At 63.5% G+C, this 15,355-nt stretch carries 16 protein-coding genes; 3 read left to right on the top strand and 13 right to left on the bottom strand.

The window, feature by feature from the left end; translation table 11 throughout:
• The 8 genes from QWI75_RS13750 to QWI75_RS13715 form a co-directional block, all read right to left on the bottom strand.
• On the bottom strand, positions 1-1,131 hold the full coding sequence (locus QWI75_RS13750; RefSeq protein WP_289269146.1) for a hypothetical protein: 1,131 nt from the start codon (positions 1,129-1,131) through the stop codon (positions 1-3).
• A complete protein-coding gene (locus tag QWI75_RS13745) occupies positions 1,104-2,975 on the bottom strand; it encodes a glutamate mutase L (protein ID WP_289269145.1) in 1,872 nt (623 codons plus the stop codon). Before QWI75_RS13745 ends, QWI75_RS13750 begins: the two co-directional genes overlap by 28 nt.
• Positions 2,972-3,337: a hypothetical protein gene (locus tag QWI75_RS13740; protein WP_289269144.1), complete on the bottom strand. Its 366-nt coding sequence runs from the start codon at positions 3,335-3,337 to the stop codon at positions 2,972-2,974. Before QWI75_RS13740 ends, QWI75_RS13745 begins: the two co-directional genes overlap by 4 nt.
• A gap of 169 nt (positions 3,338-3,506) precedes the next feature.
• On the bottom strand, positions 3,507-4,412 hold the full coding sequence (lipA, locus tag QWI75_RS13735; protein ID WP_289269143.1) for a lipoyl synthase: 906 nt from the start codon (positions 4,410-4,412) through the stop codon (positions 3,507-3,509).
• On the bottom strand, positions 4,409-4,777 hold the full coding sequence (locus tag QWI75_RS13730) for a hypothetical protein (protein WP_289269142.1): 369 nt from the start codon (positions 4,775-4,777) through the stop codon (positions 4,409-4,411). The genes lipA and QWI75_RS13730 overlap by 4 nt, the downstream gene beginning before the upstream one ends.
• Positions 4,778-4,780: 3 nt before the next feature.
• Positions 4,781-5,149: a hypothetical protein gene (locus QWI75_RS13725; RefSeq protein ID WP_289269141.1), complete on the bottom strand. Its 369-nt coding sequence runs from the start codon at positions 5,147-5,149 to the stop codon at positions 4,781-4,783.
• 61 nt (positions 5,150-5,210) lie between these two features.
• Positions 5,211-5,516, bottom strand: coding sequence for a Rieske (2Fe-2S) protein (locus tag QWI75_RS13720; RefSeq protein WP_289269140.1), 306 nt, complete (start codon positions 5,514-5,516; stop codon positions 5,211-5,213).
• A gap of 42 nt (positions 5,517-5,558) precedes the next feature.
• The gene (locus QWI75_RS13715; protein ID WP_289269139.1) at positions 5,559-6,443 is read right to left on the bottom strand and encodes an Mrp/NBP35 family ATP-binding protein; all 885 of its coding nucleotides are present in this window, start codon (positions 6,441-6,443) and stop codon (positions 5,559-5,561) included.
• A gap of 281 nt (positions 6,444-6,724) precedes the next feature.
• Here QWI75_RS13715 and QWI75_RS13710 point away from each other — a divergent pair, with 281 nt between their 5' ends.
• Positions 6,725-9,688 carry a proline dehydrogenase family protein gene (locus QWI75_RS13710; protein ID WP_289269138.1) on the top strand — a complete coding sequence of 988 codons (2,964 nt, stop codon included), beginning with the start codon at positions 6,725-6,727 and terminating at the stop codon, positions 9,686-9,688.
• Here the strand turns inward: QWI75_RS13710 and QWI75_RS13705 are convergent.
• Positions 9,617-10,462 (bottom strand): hypothetical protein, encoded by an 846-nt coding sequence (locus tag QWI75_RS13705; RefSeq protein WP_289269137.1) that lies wholly within the window; start codon positions 10,460-10,462, stop codon positions 9,617-9,619. The two genes, QWI75_RS13710 and QWI75_RS13705, sit on opposite strands and share 72 nt — an antisense overlap.
• Before the next feature lie 189 nt (positions 10,463-10,651).
• Here QWI75_RS13705 and QWI75_RS13700 point away from each other — a divergent pair, with 189 nt between their 5' ends.
• On the top strand, positions 10,652-11,410 hold the full coding sequence (locus tag QWI75_RS13700) for an SDR family NAD(P)-dependent oxidoreductase (RefSeq protein WP_289269136.1): 759 nt from the start codon (positions 10,652-10,654) through the stop codon (positions 11,408-11,410).
• 41 nt (positions 11,411-11,451) lie between these two features.
• Positions 11,452-12,198 (top strand): dethiobiotin synthase, encoded by a 747-nt coding sequence (bioD, locus tag QWI75_RS13695; RefSeq protein WP_289269135.1) that lies wholly within the window; start codon positions 11,452-11,454, stop codon positions 12,196-12,198.
• Here the strand turns inward: bioD and thiE are convergent.
• The 4 genes from thiE to efp are packed head-to-tail and all read right to left on the bottom strand — an operon-like array spanning position 12,155 to position 15,355.
• Positions 12,155-12,811: a thiamine phosphate synthase gene (gene thiE / locus QWI75_RS13690; protein ID WP_289269134.1), complete on the bottom strand. Its 657-nt coding sequence runs from the start codon at positions 12,809-12,811 to the stop codon at positions 12,155-12,157. The two genes, bioD and thiE, sit on opposite strands and share 44 nt — an antisense overlap.
• Positions 12,812-12,857: 46 nt before the next feature.
• A complete protein-coding gene (gene accC, locus QWI75_RS13685) occupies positions 12,858-14,207 on the bottom strand; it encodes an acetyl-CoA carboxylase biotin carboxylase subunit (RefSeq protein ID WP_289269133.1) in 1,350 nt (449 codons plus the stop codon).
• A gap of 30 nt (positions 14,208-14,237) precedes the next feature.
• Positions 14,238-14,798 carry an acetyl-CoA carboxylase biotin carboxyl carrier protein gene (gene accB / locus QWI75_RS13680; RefSeq protein ID WP_289269132.1) on the bottom strand — a complete coding sequence of 187 codons (561 nt, stop codon included), beginning with the start codon at positions 14,796-14,798 and terminating at the stop codon, positions 14,238-14,240.
• Positions 14,795-15,355 (bottom strand): elongation factor P, encoded by a 561-nt coding sequence (efp, locus tag QWI75_RS13675; RefSeq protein WP_289269131.1) that lies wholly within the window; start codon positions 15,353-15,355, stop codon positions 14,795-14,797. Before efp ends, accB begins: the two co-directional genes overlap by 4 nt.

The raw sequence follows: 15,355 nt of genomic DNA, 5'->3' as shown, positions 1-15,355 counted from the left end.
TTATCCTTCAATCACCTCGATGTTGGCCCGCGGAATCAAAATCTCCTTCCCATCTGGAAATCGGACGCCGAGCACCCGGACCAGGCTTTCCGTGGCGATCCGGTAAGGCTCGGAGGGCAAGGTCGAGACCTCGCCGATACGGCCGAACAACGGATCGCGGATGATCCGGACATGGTCGCCGATCTGAATCCCTTCCTTCGAGCCGGGGCCGGGAACCCCGTTGCGGACCCCGTCGCCGATCGCCTGGGCGATGATGATCTCCGGCCTGATCACGCCGGCGCGAATTTGCGTGGCGCCGGACACGGAGGCCTGCCGGCCGGCATATTTGGATAACAGGTCGAAGGTGCGGGCGGCCATCGGAATGGTTCCGAATCCTTCGGTGAGGATGAGCGTAAACCCGATTCGCTCGGTTCCCGTGATCGCGACGCCAAGGTCGTACCCGAGCAGGGTCCGGATATCCTTATCGTGCACGCCCCCGACCACCAATCCAATAATCCCCAGCTCCTTCGCGCGCTTCATCGTGTCGTAGGACAGGAACGATCCGCCGACGACCACGCAACCCTTCATGGAAGGCGTCAGCCGATCCGGAGACAGAGGTTCTTCGGGAGAGGACACGCCCATGACGATCGGCCCCCAGGTTTCGCCGCCGACCCCGAAGATGCCCTGCACCAGCGTGCAGGTGGCTTCAATCGTGACGCCTTCACGACCGTGGACTTCGGCGACGACCCCATCCAGATAGGCCAGCAAATCGAGCACCAGCGGAGGCTCCCGCAAGAGGATCTGTCCGGTGATGGGAGAGGCCGCATCGACCGTTCCACGGATCGGTGAGGGAATCTCCGTCCTGAGCCATTTCAAGAGCGGCTTGTTTTCGGCGATGATCTCGTCCTTCTCCACCGGATCGCCGACCTGTTTGGTCAGGTACTGCAGGATCTCATCGGGCGCGATGCCGAGCTGGTTGGCGACGTTGACCGGATAGACCTTGCCCGGAAGACTGGTCCGCGCGACGACCTGTTTGGCCGCCACCTGTTGTCCAGCCTGGACAATGACTGTTCCGGCGAGCGGCAGGAGGCGGCGCCGGCGCACCCTCGCCTGCTCGGTGACGGTCAGGCCTGGTGTGTAAGCATGTGCCATGATGCGGCGGGGTAGAGATCCAAGGTTTGATACCACCGTTCCAACTGTGTTTGTCTGATCGACGGGTCCAACGGCAACTGTAACGGCCGCCCCCGCCCGTCGAGCAACAGCCCCACGACGCCGCCCCGCACCTCTCTGGTGACCGGCTCGCCCTTCCCCGCTCCGACATCGACCGAGGGAGCGGGCGTCAGCGAGATTGCCGCCGGCTGCTCGTGCTCCAAGGGAATCAAGGTCAGGTCGCCGAAGGCCAAACGTCCGGTCTCGGGCGGACGGCCGTCGGAAAACGTGATGTGATACTCGGCGCAGGGCTCTCCCGGTTTTCCCTGGCCGATGGGAGCCACGCAAGTGCCGAGATAGATCAGGCAGTCGCGCAAAAACACGTCGGTCGCGGCCTGCTCGTTGACCGTGGAGAGGACGCCCAAATGCGGCATCATGAAGATGCTGTCCACGGACAGCAGCGTGAACCCCAGCGGTTCGTAGGCATCCACCATCATGAGCATAGACTGCACGCGACGCGGGGCGTGGGACAGGATGCCGCCGCTGCCGACGATCAGGTCGAGCCGCAGCATATCGATCAGCGACCTGCCGGTCTGCCGCTGTTCGAAGATATCCGAAATCGTGCGTTGCTGGCGAATGCCCTTGAGGCCGGTCGCCAGGGACTTGTGATGGGCCAGGGCCAGGCGCAGCGCCTCCCGCGCGATCGCATGCTCGATCATCAGTTCATCGAGCGTCTGTGGGATCGTGGTCGGACGGATCATTTTGTTCTTGATCCGGTTCCGGAGGGTCTGCTCGTCGATCGTGAAGGGCACCCAGCGCATGATGTTCGGGATGCCGGATTCGACCAGCACATTCGACACGCTGTAGGACATGCCCAGGTTGGCGCTCACCGTGCGGTTGAAGACGCCGTCGAAGACGGAAAACACGTCCGTGGTGGCGCCGCCGATATCGACGCCCAGCAGATTGATCTGTTGGCGCTTGGCGATCTTTTCCATGATGAGGCCGACGGCGGCCGGCGTCGGCATGATGGGCGCCCCAGCCATGTCGATCAACTTGCGGTAGCCCGGCGCCTCCTTCATGACGTGGTCGAGGAACAGCTCGTGGATCTTGTCCCGAGCCGGCGCGAGGTGCTCTTCTTCAAGCCTCGGCCTGATGTTCGGCGCGAGCACGAGGGCGGTCTTGTCGCCGAGCAGTTCCTGCACCTGCGGACGGACGTCCTGATTGCCCGCATAGACGACCGGGAGCGTAAAGCCGCTGCCGAACCGGGGGCGCGGCTCGGCGGCGGAGACGTATTGGGCCATCGCGACGACGTGCTTGACCGTGCCGCCGTCGGTGCCGCCTGCCATCAGGATCATGTCGGGCCGCAGCGAGCGGATGCGCTCGATCTTTTCGTGGGGCAATCGCCCGTCGTTCGAGGCCAGGACGTCGATCACGATCGCGCCGGCCCCGAGCGCGCAACGTTGCGCGCTTTCCCCGGTCATGTTGCGGACGACGCCGGTCACGACCATCTGCAAGCCGCCTCCCGCGCTGCTGGTCGAGACATAGATGTCCACGCCGGCCGGCCGTCCGTCCGGTTCGAACCGGCTCGGGATGATGAGACGGTCGCCGTCCAGAATCTTTCGGCCGGAGAGTTCTTCGATCTCGGCGAACGAATTGAGGACTCCCCTGGTGACGTCCTCGAACGGAGCCTCGACGGTGGTCGGAGCCTCGCCCCGGAACGTCTGTCGATACTCCCCGCCGATTTTTTCGATGAGGATGGCTTTGGTGGTCGTGCTGCCGCAATCGGTGGCGATGATGACGGACAGCGGCTGGTCCGCGGCGAGGTGAGTGGACGGCTGCTCCGTCATCGGGTCGCGACGACCGAAGCCTTGGCCTCGATGAGGGCGATCAAGCGGGGGATGGTGTCGCGGCGCTCCAACAGGCGGGCGGCGCGGTCGAACTCCGTGGCACGGCAGGTCAGGTTGAGCAGGGGCGTGAGGAAATGGAGGACTTGACTGCCGAGAAAATTCATCGGGCCCACCGACTCAAAAAACAGGAGCGCCGGCGTGGCCATGCGGCGGTCGATGATGGTCTCGGCCAACCGTTCGAGCAGAGCCTGGTCTTCCTGAGGCAGCGGCCGATTCTCCTGATGAACGGCAAAGGCATGCGCCAACTGAGGACGGAGTTTCCGAAGCCGTTCTGCGAAGGAAGCTTTCGGGCGCGGAATCATCGGCGTCAATCGCAACGTTGGGGCGTCACGCTGGGGCGAAGTCTGACAACAGGCAAGGACGATGATGGGTGATTATAGTGACGGCTCAAGGGAGAGTCAATTTTAGGCGAGATCAGGAACGAATGTCGCCGAGGTTGTACCGGACATGGGCTGACGATCGACCCGTCGCTCAGGCGGTCTCGCCGGCATCGGATGCGAAGCCCTCGACCTGCTCAGCGGCATGGTAGGAGCTGCGCACCAGCGGCCCCGATTCCACATGCGCGAAGCCCATGGCATAGCCGTCGGCTCGGAACGTGGCAAAGTCGTCCGGATGGTAGAAATGGGCGACCGGCAGGTGCTGCGCGCTCGGCTGGAGGTATTGCCCGATCGTGAGGATCTCGCAACCGACTGCCCGGAGATCGCGCATGACCTCGCGGATTTCATCGGCAGTCTCGCCCATCCCCGCAATCACGCCGGACTTGGTCCTGGCGCCCAGCCGCTTGGCGCGGTCGAGCAGTTGGATGGACCGGTCGTATTTGCCCTGCGGCCTGATGGAGGGAAACAGACGCCGGACCGTTTCGATATTGTGGTTGAGGATGTCCGGGCGCTCGTCGAGCACGGTCTCGAGCGCCGCCTCGCTGCCTTCGAAGTCCGGAATCAGCACTTCGACCGCGCAGGAGGGCGTGAGTTGTCGAATCAACCGGATCGTCTCGGCGAAGATCGAGGCGCCTCCGTCCGGAAGCTCATCCCGGTTTACCGAGGTAATCACCGCATGCCGGAGCCCCATCGCCTGCACCGCCTGCGCCACGCGGCGCGGCTCGTCTCGATCGATCGGGAGGGGCCTGCCGGTGCTGACGGAACAGTAGTGGCAGCGCCTCGTGCAGATGTCGCCCAGAATAAGGAAGGTGGCGGTGCGGTGGTTCCAACATTCCCAACGGTTCGGGCAGCGGGCTTCTTCACAGATCGTGTGCAGCCCCAGCCGGTCCACGATCCGCCGGACCTCCTGATACTCGGCCCCGGTCGTCAAGCGCACTTTGAACCAGTCCGGGAGGCGCCGGCTGGATTTCGTCAACTCTGTGGCGGGAATCAGCCTCATCGACCCTCGTGCGCACCGCGGAAGCTCAGCCGGCCGAGCAGCCGCGAGAACCAATGGCCCCGTTCGGCTGGCTGCGGCGGGTCCGGGTACTCGATCCAGGGATCCTGGCTTCCCAAATAGGCCGCGCCACGAAAGCTTGCGCGGCTCTTGAGCTGACGATAGCCGCGATCCTGTAGCAATTGTATCAAGTCGCCGATGGTTCCGTCATGCGCGGGATGCCAGGCGGTAGACAGGACAAGCCGCTCGTATCGAAGGAGCGCGCGGTATCGGCCCTGTTCGCAGCGGACTTCGACCGTCCGATTGAAGCCCCGTTCCCGCTCGTCCAGGCCGGCCACTTGATACCGGGCCACGACCTCTTCAGCCATGGGTCACACGGCGCGAAAGACGGCCAACAGATCGCTCAGCGCGATCACCTTGTTCTTCAACATGGCCCGGGAGGTCTGCACCTGCTCGCCGGCGTTGGGTTTGGTCTTGCCCTCCCGAAGGCAGACCTCGCCCAAGCGGAGGATCTCTTCGCATTCGGCCTCGACCTTTTGACGAACGACCGGATTGATGGAGATGATGTCACGCAGGTGCGAGCGCGTGTCGGCGAGATGTTTCTGCAGTTCCTCTTCCGGGTAACTCCGCCTGAGTCCTTCGTCCAGACAGCGATCGAGGTATTGGCTCAAGAAGACGTACAGCCGGACGAACGTTTCGGTCAGGTCGATGTGCGTGGGCGACTGGGAATTGTGACTCATGACGTCGATGGTCCTCTCGTTAAGGATAAAGATGGATGATCATGGTGAGGAGGCGACGAGGCTACAGCAGGACTTTGATGTCCGTTCCTTCCACCTTCACCTGATAGGTGTCGATCTTGGCCGCGGGATTGTTCACGCACCCTCCGGTCTTCACGTTGAACTGCCATCCATGCCAGGGGCAGGTCACGACCTCGCCTTCCAAGTCGCCCTCCCCCAGCGGGCCGCCCCGATGCACGCAGGTGTTGTCGATGGCATAGATGGTGCCGTCGAGATTGAACAGGGCCAGGGCCTTGCCGTTCGTTTCCGCGACGATGCCAGTGCCCGGTTTGACATCATCAGTACTCGCGACTCTCACGAACTCCGCCATGTCATCCTCTCTTTGGGTTGGTTGCTGCCGGTGCGATGCCGACTACCCCTTGCCGAACGGCGCCTTGATCTTTTTCAACAGGCTTTCGAGCGGCGGGGCCGTCGTTGGTTTCGCCTCCTCGACTTCCTCCCGGATCTTCCTGGCGATGTCCAGAAATGCCTGCGATTGGGGAGAGTCCGGGTGTCCGACGACGATCGGCAGCCCGCTGTCGCCTCCGGTGCGGATCGCGGGATCGATCGGGATGCGGCCGAGAAACGGGATGCCCATGGCCTGGGCGGCGCGCTCTCCTCCTCCATAGGAAAAGATTTCCGTCTTCTCGCCGCAATGGCCGCAGACGAAGTGGCTCATGTTCTCGATCAGCCCGAGCAGTGGCACATTCACTTTCTGGAACATCATGATGCCTTTCCGGACGTCATAAAGGGCGACGTTCTGCGGCGTGGTCACCGTGATGGCGCCCCGGAGCGGAACCAGTTGGGTCAGGGTCAATTGCGCGTCTCCGGTGCCGGGCGGCAGGTCGATGAGCAGGTAATCCAGGTCTCCCCACAGCACGTCGCGGAAAAACTGTTGAATGGCCGTATGCACCATCGGACCCCGCCACACGACCGCCGTTTCCTCCGGCACAAAGAACCCCATCGAGATCAGTTTCACACCGTGGTTTTCGGCCGGGATGATTTTCCCGTCCCGCTGCTCCGGCGGCTTGGTCACGCCCATCATCATCGGGATGTTGGGCCCATAGATGTCGGCATCCAGCAGCCCCACCGCCGCGCCGGACTGCCGGAGCGCAACCGCCAGGTTGACGGCCACCGTGGACTTGCCGACCCCGCCCTTCCCGCTGCTGACGGCCAGGGCATACTTCACGCCGGGGATCAGGCTGGATCGGGCCGGCCCGTCGCCCGCTCCGGGCTGTTCTGTGTGTTCTTGTGCCATCAGAGATCCTCCACAATCTATGCTGATCCGACGTGGACCCTTGGCCTACAACTCGGGCGGCAGAGCCACACGATTGGCCCCATGAACTATCAGGCATCGACGAGTCCCATCATAAGCGATCTCCAGATGGAATTGAAATGGTGCGGGCGCCCCAGTGACCGGCCCGATGGACCCACGGCGTCTCCGCGATCTCGTCCCGGAAAACGCAGCGTCCGAGTTCGGCCCGTTGCCCGGCTCGGTGTATACTGAAATCAGCACCTCATCCCACGCGCGGGGCTGCGATGCCGATCGATCCCCTCTCGCTCGAACCGCTGATTCATCAAATCGGAACCGCTATGACGCAGGAGTCGGCCGGCGCGGCGCCGGCGCTCTTCGACCGCCAGCGCTGGTCGCACCGGCTGCTGGATTGGGCGATGAGCGACCCCGAGTTTAAGGTCCAACTGTTCCGGTTCGTGGATGTGTTGCCGGTGTTGCGCCATGACGAGCAGGTTGCCCGTTTACTGGATGAATATTTCAGCGATCAGGAACGGCTGGGCCGCCTGCTCCAATGGGGCATGAAAGCCATGGCCGGCTCGACCTTGGGGGCCAAGCTCGTCGCGCGGTCGCTTCGCAAGCAGGTGGAACAGATGGCCGGGCTGTTCATTGCCGGGGAGACCGTCGCGCAGGCCGCTTCGATCCTGACGCGACTCTGGAACGACGGCCGCGCCTCTTCAGTCGATCTGCTCGGAGAAGCGACTGTCTCGGAAGTGGAAGCCGACCGGTATCGGGACCGGTGTCTCTCCGCCTTGCGCGAGCTGGCGGAGACCGCCGCCGGTTGGCCCGCCTCTCCCTTGCTGGAGCGGGACCAGATGGGACCCATTCCCCGCGTTCAACTCTCCATCAAGATTTCCGCGCTCTATTCGCAACTCGACGCCATTGATCCCGAGGGCAGCTATCGGGCGGTCGCTGATCGATTGCGGCCCTTGCTGGACCTGGCCCAATCCATTCCGGCCGGCATCATCTTCGATATGGAACAGGCTGAGCTCAAGGACCTCACCCTGTCCATCTTCACGCGACTCCTGTCGGAGCCGGCCTATCGTACGTTTCCCCATGCCGGCCTTGCGATCCAGGCCTACCACCGGGAAACGGCCCGGGATGTGGAGAGGCTGATCGGTTGGACTCAACAGCGAGGAGCGCCGATCACGATCCGGCTCGTCAAGGGCGCCTATTGGGATTCCGATTCGATCCGCTACCGCCAGCGGGGATGGCCGGTCCCCCTGTTCGTTCACAAGGCCGAAACCGATGTCGCCTACGAATCCTTGAGCAGGGTGCTGCTGGACCATCACCAGGTGATTCGACCGGCCTTCGGCACGCACAACCTGCGCACACTGGCCCATGCTGAAGCCTGCGCAAGCCGGCTGAATCTGCCGGCCCATGCATGGGAATACCAAATGATCTACGGCATGGCCGAGCCCCTTCAAGCGGCCGTCGTTCAGCGGGGGCGGCGGCTCAGACTCTATGCGCCCGTGGGCGAATTGCTGCCGGGCATGGCCTATCTGGTCCGGCGGCTGCTCGAAAATACCTCGAACGAATCTTTCTTACGGAAGGAATATGTCGAATCCCAGCCGCTCGACCAGCTCTTGGCCAAGCCGGAGCCGTCTGGCTCTCTTGCGTCGGAACAACCGGAGACACAGGCTGAGCCGGCCGATTTTCGGAACGAACCCCATTCCGATTTCTCGCTGGCGTCGGTCCGTGCCTCGATGGCGGAGGCGATTCAGTCGGTCCGCGGCAGGCTCGGACAATCAGTTTCCGTTCCATTCGCTGCCAATAGGCCGCCCTCCGGTCTGCCCCTGGTCGTAAGAAATCCCAGCCGGCCCGATGAAATTCTGGGAACCGTGTCGACGGTGTTGCCGGCCGACCTTCCTGCGGTGATGGAAGGCGCGAAGCAGCGCATCGGACCATGGAAAGACAGGCCAGCTGCCGAGCGGGTCGAGATTATGAGACGGGCGGCGGCCCTGATGAAGCAGCGGCGGTACGAGCTGGCAGCCTGGGAAGTGTTGGAGGAAGGAAAGCCCTGGCGAGAGGCGGATGCGGACGTGGCGGAGGCCATCGACTTCTTGCTGTTTTATGCGCGCCGGATGGAACAGTTGGGAGCGCCTCGCCGGCTAGGCGGTGAACCGGGAGAGGCCAATCATCTCAGTTATACGGCCCGAGGGATCGCGGCAGTGATCGCGCCCTGGAATTTTCCGTTGGCGATTCCGACCGGGATGGTCTCCGCGGCGTTGGTCACCGGCAATGTGGTCCTGTTCAAACCCTCCGAACGGGCGCCGATCGTCGGCTGTCTCCTGGGACAGATCCTTGCGGAGGCCGGCTTGCCGGCGGGGGTCTTACAGGTGTTGCCGGGCGGTCCGGATCTCGGCCGGGCCCTGGTGCAACATCCGGACAGTGGGATCATTGCCTTCACCGGCTCGAAGAATGCGGGATTGTGGATTCTCGGGCAAGCGGCGCAAGTGGGAAAGGGACAGCGGCATGTCAAGCGCGTGATCGCCGAAATGGGCGGGAAGAACGCGATCATCGTCGATGAGACGGCGGACCTCGACGAAGCGGTCTCGGGCGTCGTGGCCTCGTTCACCGGCTATCAAGGGCAAAAGTGCTCGGCCTGTTCGCGCGTAATCGTGCATGAGGCCGTGCACGATCTGTTTGTGCAGCGATTGACCGACGCCGTCCAGGCCGTCACGATCGGTCCCCCCGAAGATCCCGGCTCGCGGATGGGGCCGATGATCGACGAGCGGGCGCTGAAGACCGTCCGCGAGTATGTGGAGATCGGCCGGCGCGAAGGCCGCGTGATCGTCGACCGGATCATGTCCGGCCCCGGTTATTTCCAAGGACCGGTGATCGTGGCCGAGATCCGCCCCGGGCATCGGCTCGCGCAGGAAGAGATCTTCGGTCCTGTCCTGGCCGTGATGCGGGCGTCGGATTTTGTGCAGGCGTTGGATCTGGCCAACGAGACGGACTATGCGCTCACCGGCGGGGTCTATTCGCGAAGTCCCAAGAATCTCCAGCTTGCGAGGGAGCGGTTCGACGTGGGGAATCTTTACATCAACCGTCCGATCACCGGGGCGCTGGTCGGCCGGCAACCATTCGGAGGACACAGACTGTCCGGCGTCGGCGCCAAGGCGGGCGGCGACGACTACCTACTCCAGTTCATGACGGCGCGCGTCGTGAGCGAGAACACCCTTCGGCGGGGATTCGCGCCGCTCGAATGAGTGGGCCGGCGGCTTCACCTTGTATTCCACCAGCTCCTCCTGAATCTCACTGACCAGCCCTCGGTCCCGCCGCAGAGGCGGCAGTTCCTGGCGCTCGATATACTTCACCATCCCGACGCCCTTCGCGAACCAGGCATTCATTACGTCCGTGCCGACCACGGCATGGTTGTCGGCGGACAGCGTGATCCGCAGCATCATGCGGGCTTCGAGATGGACCGAGTCCGGGAACTGTCCGGCCGGCACGGTCACATGGTCCCGTCCCACCACCGACACCGTGCCCAACACGTCCACCCGCTCATTGACGCCGTCGCCGTCCAAGTCGTTTCCGAAATCCAACTGTTTCCGGTCGAACTGTTGAAAGCTCGACGGGTACCGAAGCGGAAACTGCACGATCTGATAGGGAACCAATTGCCGTTCGAGCGGCGTGCCAGGCTCGGAGCCGTGGTAGACGATGCCCACGGCATCCCGCCGGTAGAAACTGTCGGACGGACCATGGTTGCCCGCATTCGAGTCATGGAACACCGTCACCTGCACACCCTTCCGCTTCTCGGTGCGGAGGACCTTCGACTCGTTGACGAACACCTTATGGTCGATCGATTGGACGGGGCCTTCAGTCACTTCGCCCCGGTATGACCAACGGTTGCCGATGTCGTCGGGAAAATAGGCCGGCGAATCCTCGACGGTCTGCATCGGATCGGCCCAACCGGGCCCGGCAGAGAGCGTCAGTAGAGTGAAGCCGAACGACAACCAGATGCGAGGGACTGAACAAGCCATAGGGATTCCTTTCGACAATCGTCGGACGGTATCACAGGGGCCGACAGGCGGGCAAGGCAATCGACGGCCGCGCGATGAAACGCTGAGGTGACGGCGCGATAGAGTAGGACGTTCAGGCCCCGCACGTTGCCTTTCGTCCGCCGGCTACCCATAATCCTCCAGCCTGACAAAAGGATCAAAGGATCAGCCGTGAAGCGACAGGGATCACAAGGGCGTAGCCCTGAGTCCGCCGGGTCTCCCTGCCTCTGGGTGACGGGCGGTTCGCGGGGCATCGGCCGCGCGGTTGCCCGACGATTCGGCGAAGCGGGCTGGCGGGTGGCGGTGCAGTATTGCCGGCGCGAGCCGGAGGCGAAGCGCACCGCGGATCTGGTCAAGGCCGCGGGAGGCGAGGCCTTCATCGTCCAGGCCGATGTGCGCGACGCCGGACAGGTGGCCAAGGCCGCACGATCCATCGAGGAGCGGTGGCATCGGTTGGACGCGCTGATCTGCTGCGCCGGCGTGGCCGAGGACGGACTCATCGTCCGGACCGCTCTCGATCGATGGAACACGGTGATCGACACGAACTTGACCGGGGTCTTCCACTGTCTGCGAGAGGCTGCGAAGCTCCTGGAGAAACATGGCGGCAACATCGTGGTCGTCGGGTCCTTCGCGGGATTCCACGGAGCCGGCGGGCAGGCTGCGTATTCCGCCTCCAAGGCCGGTCTCCTGGCCCTGGCCCGGTCCGCTGCCTGGGAATGGGGGCCGAACAACATCAGGGTGAATGTCGTGCTGCCCGGCTGGCAGAGGACCGATCTGGCAGGACAGGCGATGCCGGAAGGGCCTTGGCTGGCCGACCATGCGTTGGGGCGGACGCCCGATCTCGATGAAGTGGTTGGGTCGATCTACCGCCTGGCCACTGTGGAAGATACCTCCGGGCAGGTCTGGAATCTCGACAGTCGTCTCCTCTGACTATGCGAGATGCGCCTCCGTCATCGACCGACGAGCGTTCCATGTCCAATGGAGCCGCCACCCTCTTTGTCACTGGGACCGACACGGGAGTCGGCAAGACGGTCGTGACCGCTGCGCTGGCCCGCTGCTTGAGACAACGCGGTTATCAAGTCGGCGTGATGAAGCCGATCGAGACGGGCGTGCCGGCACACCGGCCGGCCGAACCGGATCGGAGCGATGCAAACCGCCTAAGGCGGGCCGCCGCCAGCTCGGACGACTGGGCCCTCATCAACCCCTATCGGTTCGCGGCCCCCTTGGCGCCTGTGGATGCGGCCAGAATGGAAGGCCAAGTGGTGACCTTGCAGCCCATCCGCGAGGCGTTTCAGACCTTGAAGCAGCGCCATCAGATTCTGCTCGTGGAAGGGGCCGGCGGCCTGCTCGTGCCGATTTCGGAAGATCGCGACATGAGCGACCTCATCCGCGAGCTGGCCTGTGCAGTGCTTGTCGTGGGGCGTGTCTCTCTGGGCGGTTTTAACCATGCCCGTTTGACGCTGGAATCGCTGGCACGGAGGACACTGCCGGTCCTGGCCTTGGTGCTCAATCAGATTCGGGAGGCCAGCAATGAAGAGGAAGAGGGGCAACAACGTTCGACAGCCCGGCTTCTGCGGGAGCGGAGTCGAGTACCGGTGCTGGGGCCCCTTCCCGTCGAGCGACGACTCAACGCAGACTGGGATGCGGGGATCGAACAGCTCTCGGCCCATCCGGTCATCGAGGAGTTGGCCCGCCTGCTTGCGCCGCCGCCTGCATGAATGTCTCGATCGCGCGGCCGATGTCGGGAGCGTTGAGAAGGGCCGACATGACTGCGGCTCCGTTCGCTCCCGCCGAGAGAATCGCGCCATAGGTGCTCGGCTGAATGCCTCCAATCGCGAAGATGGGCAGCGGCGTCAGCGGACGGATTGCCTTTAGCCCTTCCACTCCCACCACCGGTTCATGGTCCGGCTTGCTCGAGGTGGCGAAGATCGGACCGAAGCCCAGATAATCAGCCCCCTCCCCTGCTGCCGTTCTAACCTGCTCAGGGTTGTGCGTAGAGATGCCGATCAGCCTGTCAGGTCCCAGCAGCGCCCGCGCATCAAGAAGAGCCAGGTCTTCCTGGCCGAGATGCACCCCGTCCGCCTCCAGGGCCAATGCCAGATCGCATCTGTCGTTCACGATAAAGCAGGCCTGCGCCTGTCGCGCGGCCTCCCGCAGCCTGACGCCTTCCTCGTAAGCTTCCCCCATGGAGGCCTGTTTGTTCCGATACTGAAACAGCCGGACGCCGCAGGCCGCCGACTCCCGTAACACCGCGAGCAGGTCGCGGGCGGGATTGATCGAGGGGTCCAGAATCAAATAGAGGCCGGAGAGCGGGGGGCGGGGGCTTGTCACGGAACGTCGTCGTCGGGAGATTCGATCGGCCGGGCCGGCCGATGGGTTACGGCGATTGTTGCGCCAGAAAGCGCTCCAGGAAGCTCGTGGATACGTAGCCCTTTTCGAAATCGGGATTGCTCAGGATGCGCAAGTGCAGCGGAATCGTGGTCCTGATCCCCTCGATGACGAATTCACTCAATGCCCGGCGCATGCGGGCCAGCGCCTCCTGGCGGTCGCGTCCGTGGACGATGAGTTTGGCGATCATCGAGTCGTAATGCGGCACGACCATCGTGTTGGATTCCATGGCGGAATCAACCCGCACTCCGAACCCGCCGGGCGGCCGGTACCTGGTGATCAGTCCGGGCGAGGGGGTGAAGCGCTCCGGGTCTTCCGCGTTGATGCGGCATTCGATGCTGTGGCCGGAAATCTGAATGTCCTGCTGCTTGAGCGTCAGCGGAAGCCCCGCCGCGATCCGGATCTGTTCCTTGATCAGGTCGATGCCGGTGACCATCTCCGTGATCGGATGCTCGACCTGGATGCGGGTATTCACTTCCATGAAAAAGAAGTTCTGGTCCTTGTCCAGCAGAAACTCCACGGTCCCCGCGTTCCGGTACTGGATCGCCCTCATCGCCTCGACCGCGACCCGCCCGATCTCGCGGCGCAGCCGGTCGTCCACCGCGGGCGAAGGCGTCTCCTCAACCAGCTTTTGGTGGCGTCGCTGGATGGAACAGTCCCGCTCTCCCAAGTGGACGATCCGTCCCTTCTGGTCGGCCAGAATTTGGACTTCGATGTGCCGGGGCTCGATGAAGTACCGTTCGAGGTAGACGCCGTCGTTGCCGAACGTCGCCTTCGCTTCCGCCTGCGCGGCCTGAAAGGCCCGTTCAAGTTCGTCGGTTTTGTTGACAACGCGCATGCCCCGCCCGCCCCCGCCGGCTGCCGCCTTGATGATGACGGGGAACCCGATCTTCTTCGCGGCCTCTAGGGCGTCCTGCTCGTTGTTCAGCACCCCCGGGCTGCCCGGCGTGACGGGAAGCCCGCGCTTGGCCACGATTTCGCGCGCCTTGGCCTTGTCGCCCATCAGCGCGATGTTTTCCGAGGTCGGCCCGATGAACTTGATGCCGATCGATTCGCAGACCTCGGCGAAGTGGGCGTTCTCGGAGAGAAATCCATACCCGGGGTGGATGGCGTCGACGCCGGTGACCTCGGCCGCGCTCAACACATTGGGGATGTTGCGGTAGCTGAGCGAGTCTTCCGGCGGGCCGACGCAGATATGCTCGTCGGCGAGCCGCGTATGGAGCGCGCCCGTGTCGGCTTCAGAATGGATGGCGACGGTCTTGATGCCGAGTTCCTTGCACGCGCGGACGACCCGCACCGCGATCTCTCCCCGGTTGGCGATCAGGATTTTCTTGAACACGGCTGCCTCCGAAATTCGTGGATGGGCGCGTCAGGCAGCAGGCGTGGGTTCGATCAGGAACAAGGGTTGCCCATATTCGACCGGCTTGGCGCTCTCCACAAGAATCTTGACGACGCGGCCGTCGACTTCCGATTCGATTTCGTTCATCAGCTTCATGGCTTCGACGATGCAGAGCACCTGCCCCTTCTTGACCGTGTCCCCCTCCTCGACGTAGGGATCGGCATCGGGCGAAGGCGAGCGGTAAAACGTCCCGACGATCGGCGAGGTGATCGTGACCAACCCGCCCGTGTCGGCCGGCGGCGCCGCGGCATAGGAGGGAATCGCCGGCGCTTGGCCGGCGACCGGCTCTTGCGCGACCGGGCCGGCCGGTTTCGCGGTCAGTTCCTGGCGGAGGCGCACCCGCAGGCCCTCGCGCTCGAACTCCAACTCGCTGAGGTTGTTCTTCCTGAGCAGGTCGGCCAGGTCCTGGATCAGCTTCGCCCGGTCCTCTGTCGGCTGGGAACGGCCAGATTCCAGGAACCGGTCCGGCACCAGAATCGGCGCCTTGCGGCCGGAGGCCGCTCCTGTCGAAGAAGGTTTCTTCTTGCTCACCGCACACGCTCCACATAAGCGCGGGTTCGCGTGTCGATCTTGATCGTTTCGCCGACTTCCAGATAGAGCGGCACCTTGATCGTGGCGCCGGTTTCGACCTTGGCCGGTTTGCTGCCGCCGGAGGCCGTGTCGCCTCTGATGCCGGGATCGGCATCGACGACCTTCAGTTCGATGAAGATCGGCAACTCGACGGCCAGGGGCGCATGGTGATAGACGAGGATTTTGACCTGCATGTCTTCTTTCAGCAAATCCGCGTTTTCACCCAGGTGGGCCTTGTCGTAGGTGAACTGCTCGTAGGTGTCCGTATCCATGAAGGTATACTGGTCCCCCGAGGCATAGAGGAACTGCATCTCGCGCTCTTCCAATTCGGGCTCGTCGAATTTCTCCCCGGAGCGGAAGGTCCGATCGAGCACGTTCCCGGTCTTGTAACTCTTGAGCTTGGTCCGGACGAAGGCGCCGCCCTTGCCCGGCTTCACGTGCTGGAATTCCACGATGTAAAAGGGCTCTCCGTCAATCTCCAGCCGGACCCCGTTGCGAAAATCTGCGGTCGAAATCAC

The sequence above is a fragment of the Nitrospira tepida genome, assembly GCF_947241125.1.
Classification (GTDB): Bacteria; Nitrospirota; Nitrospiria; order Nitrospirales; family Nitrospiraceae; genus Nitrospira_G; species Nitrospira_G tepida.
This window is presented reverse-complemented; position numbering and strand designations above follow the sequence as displayed.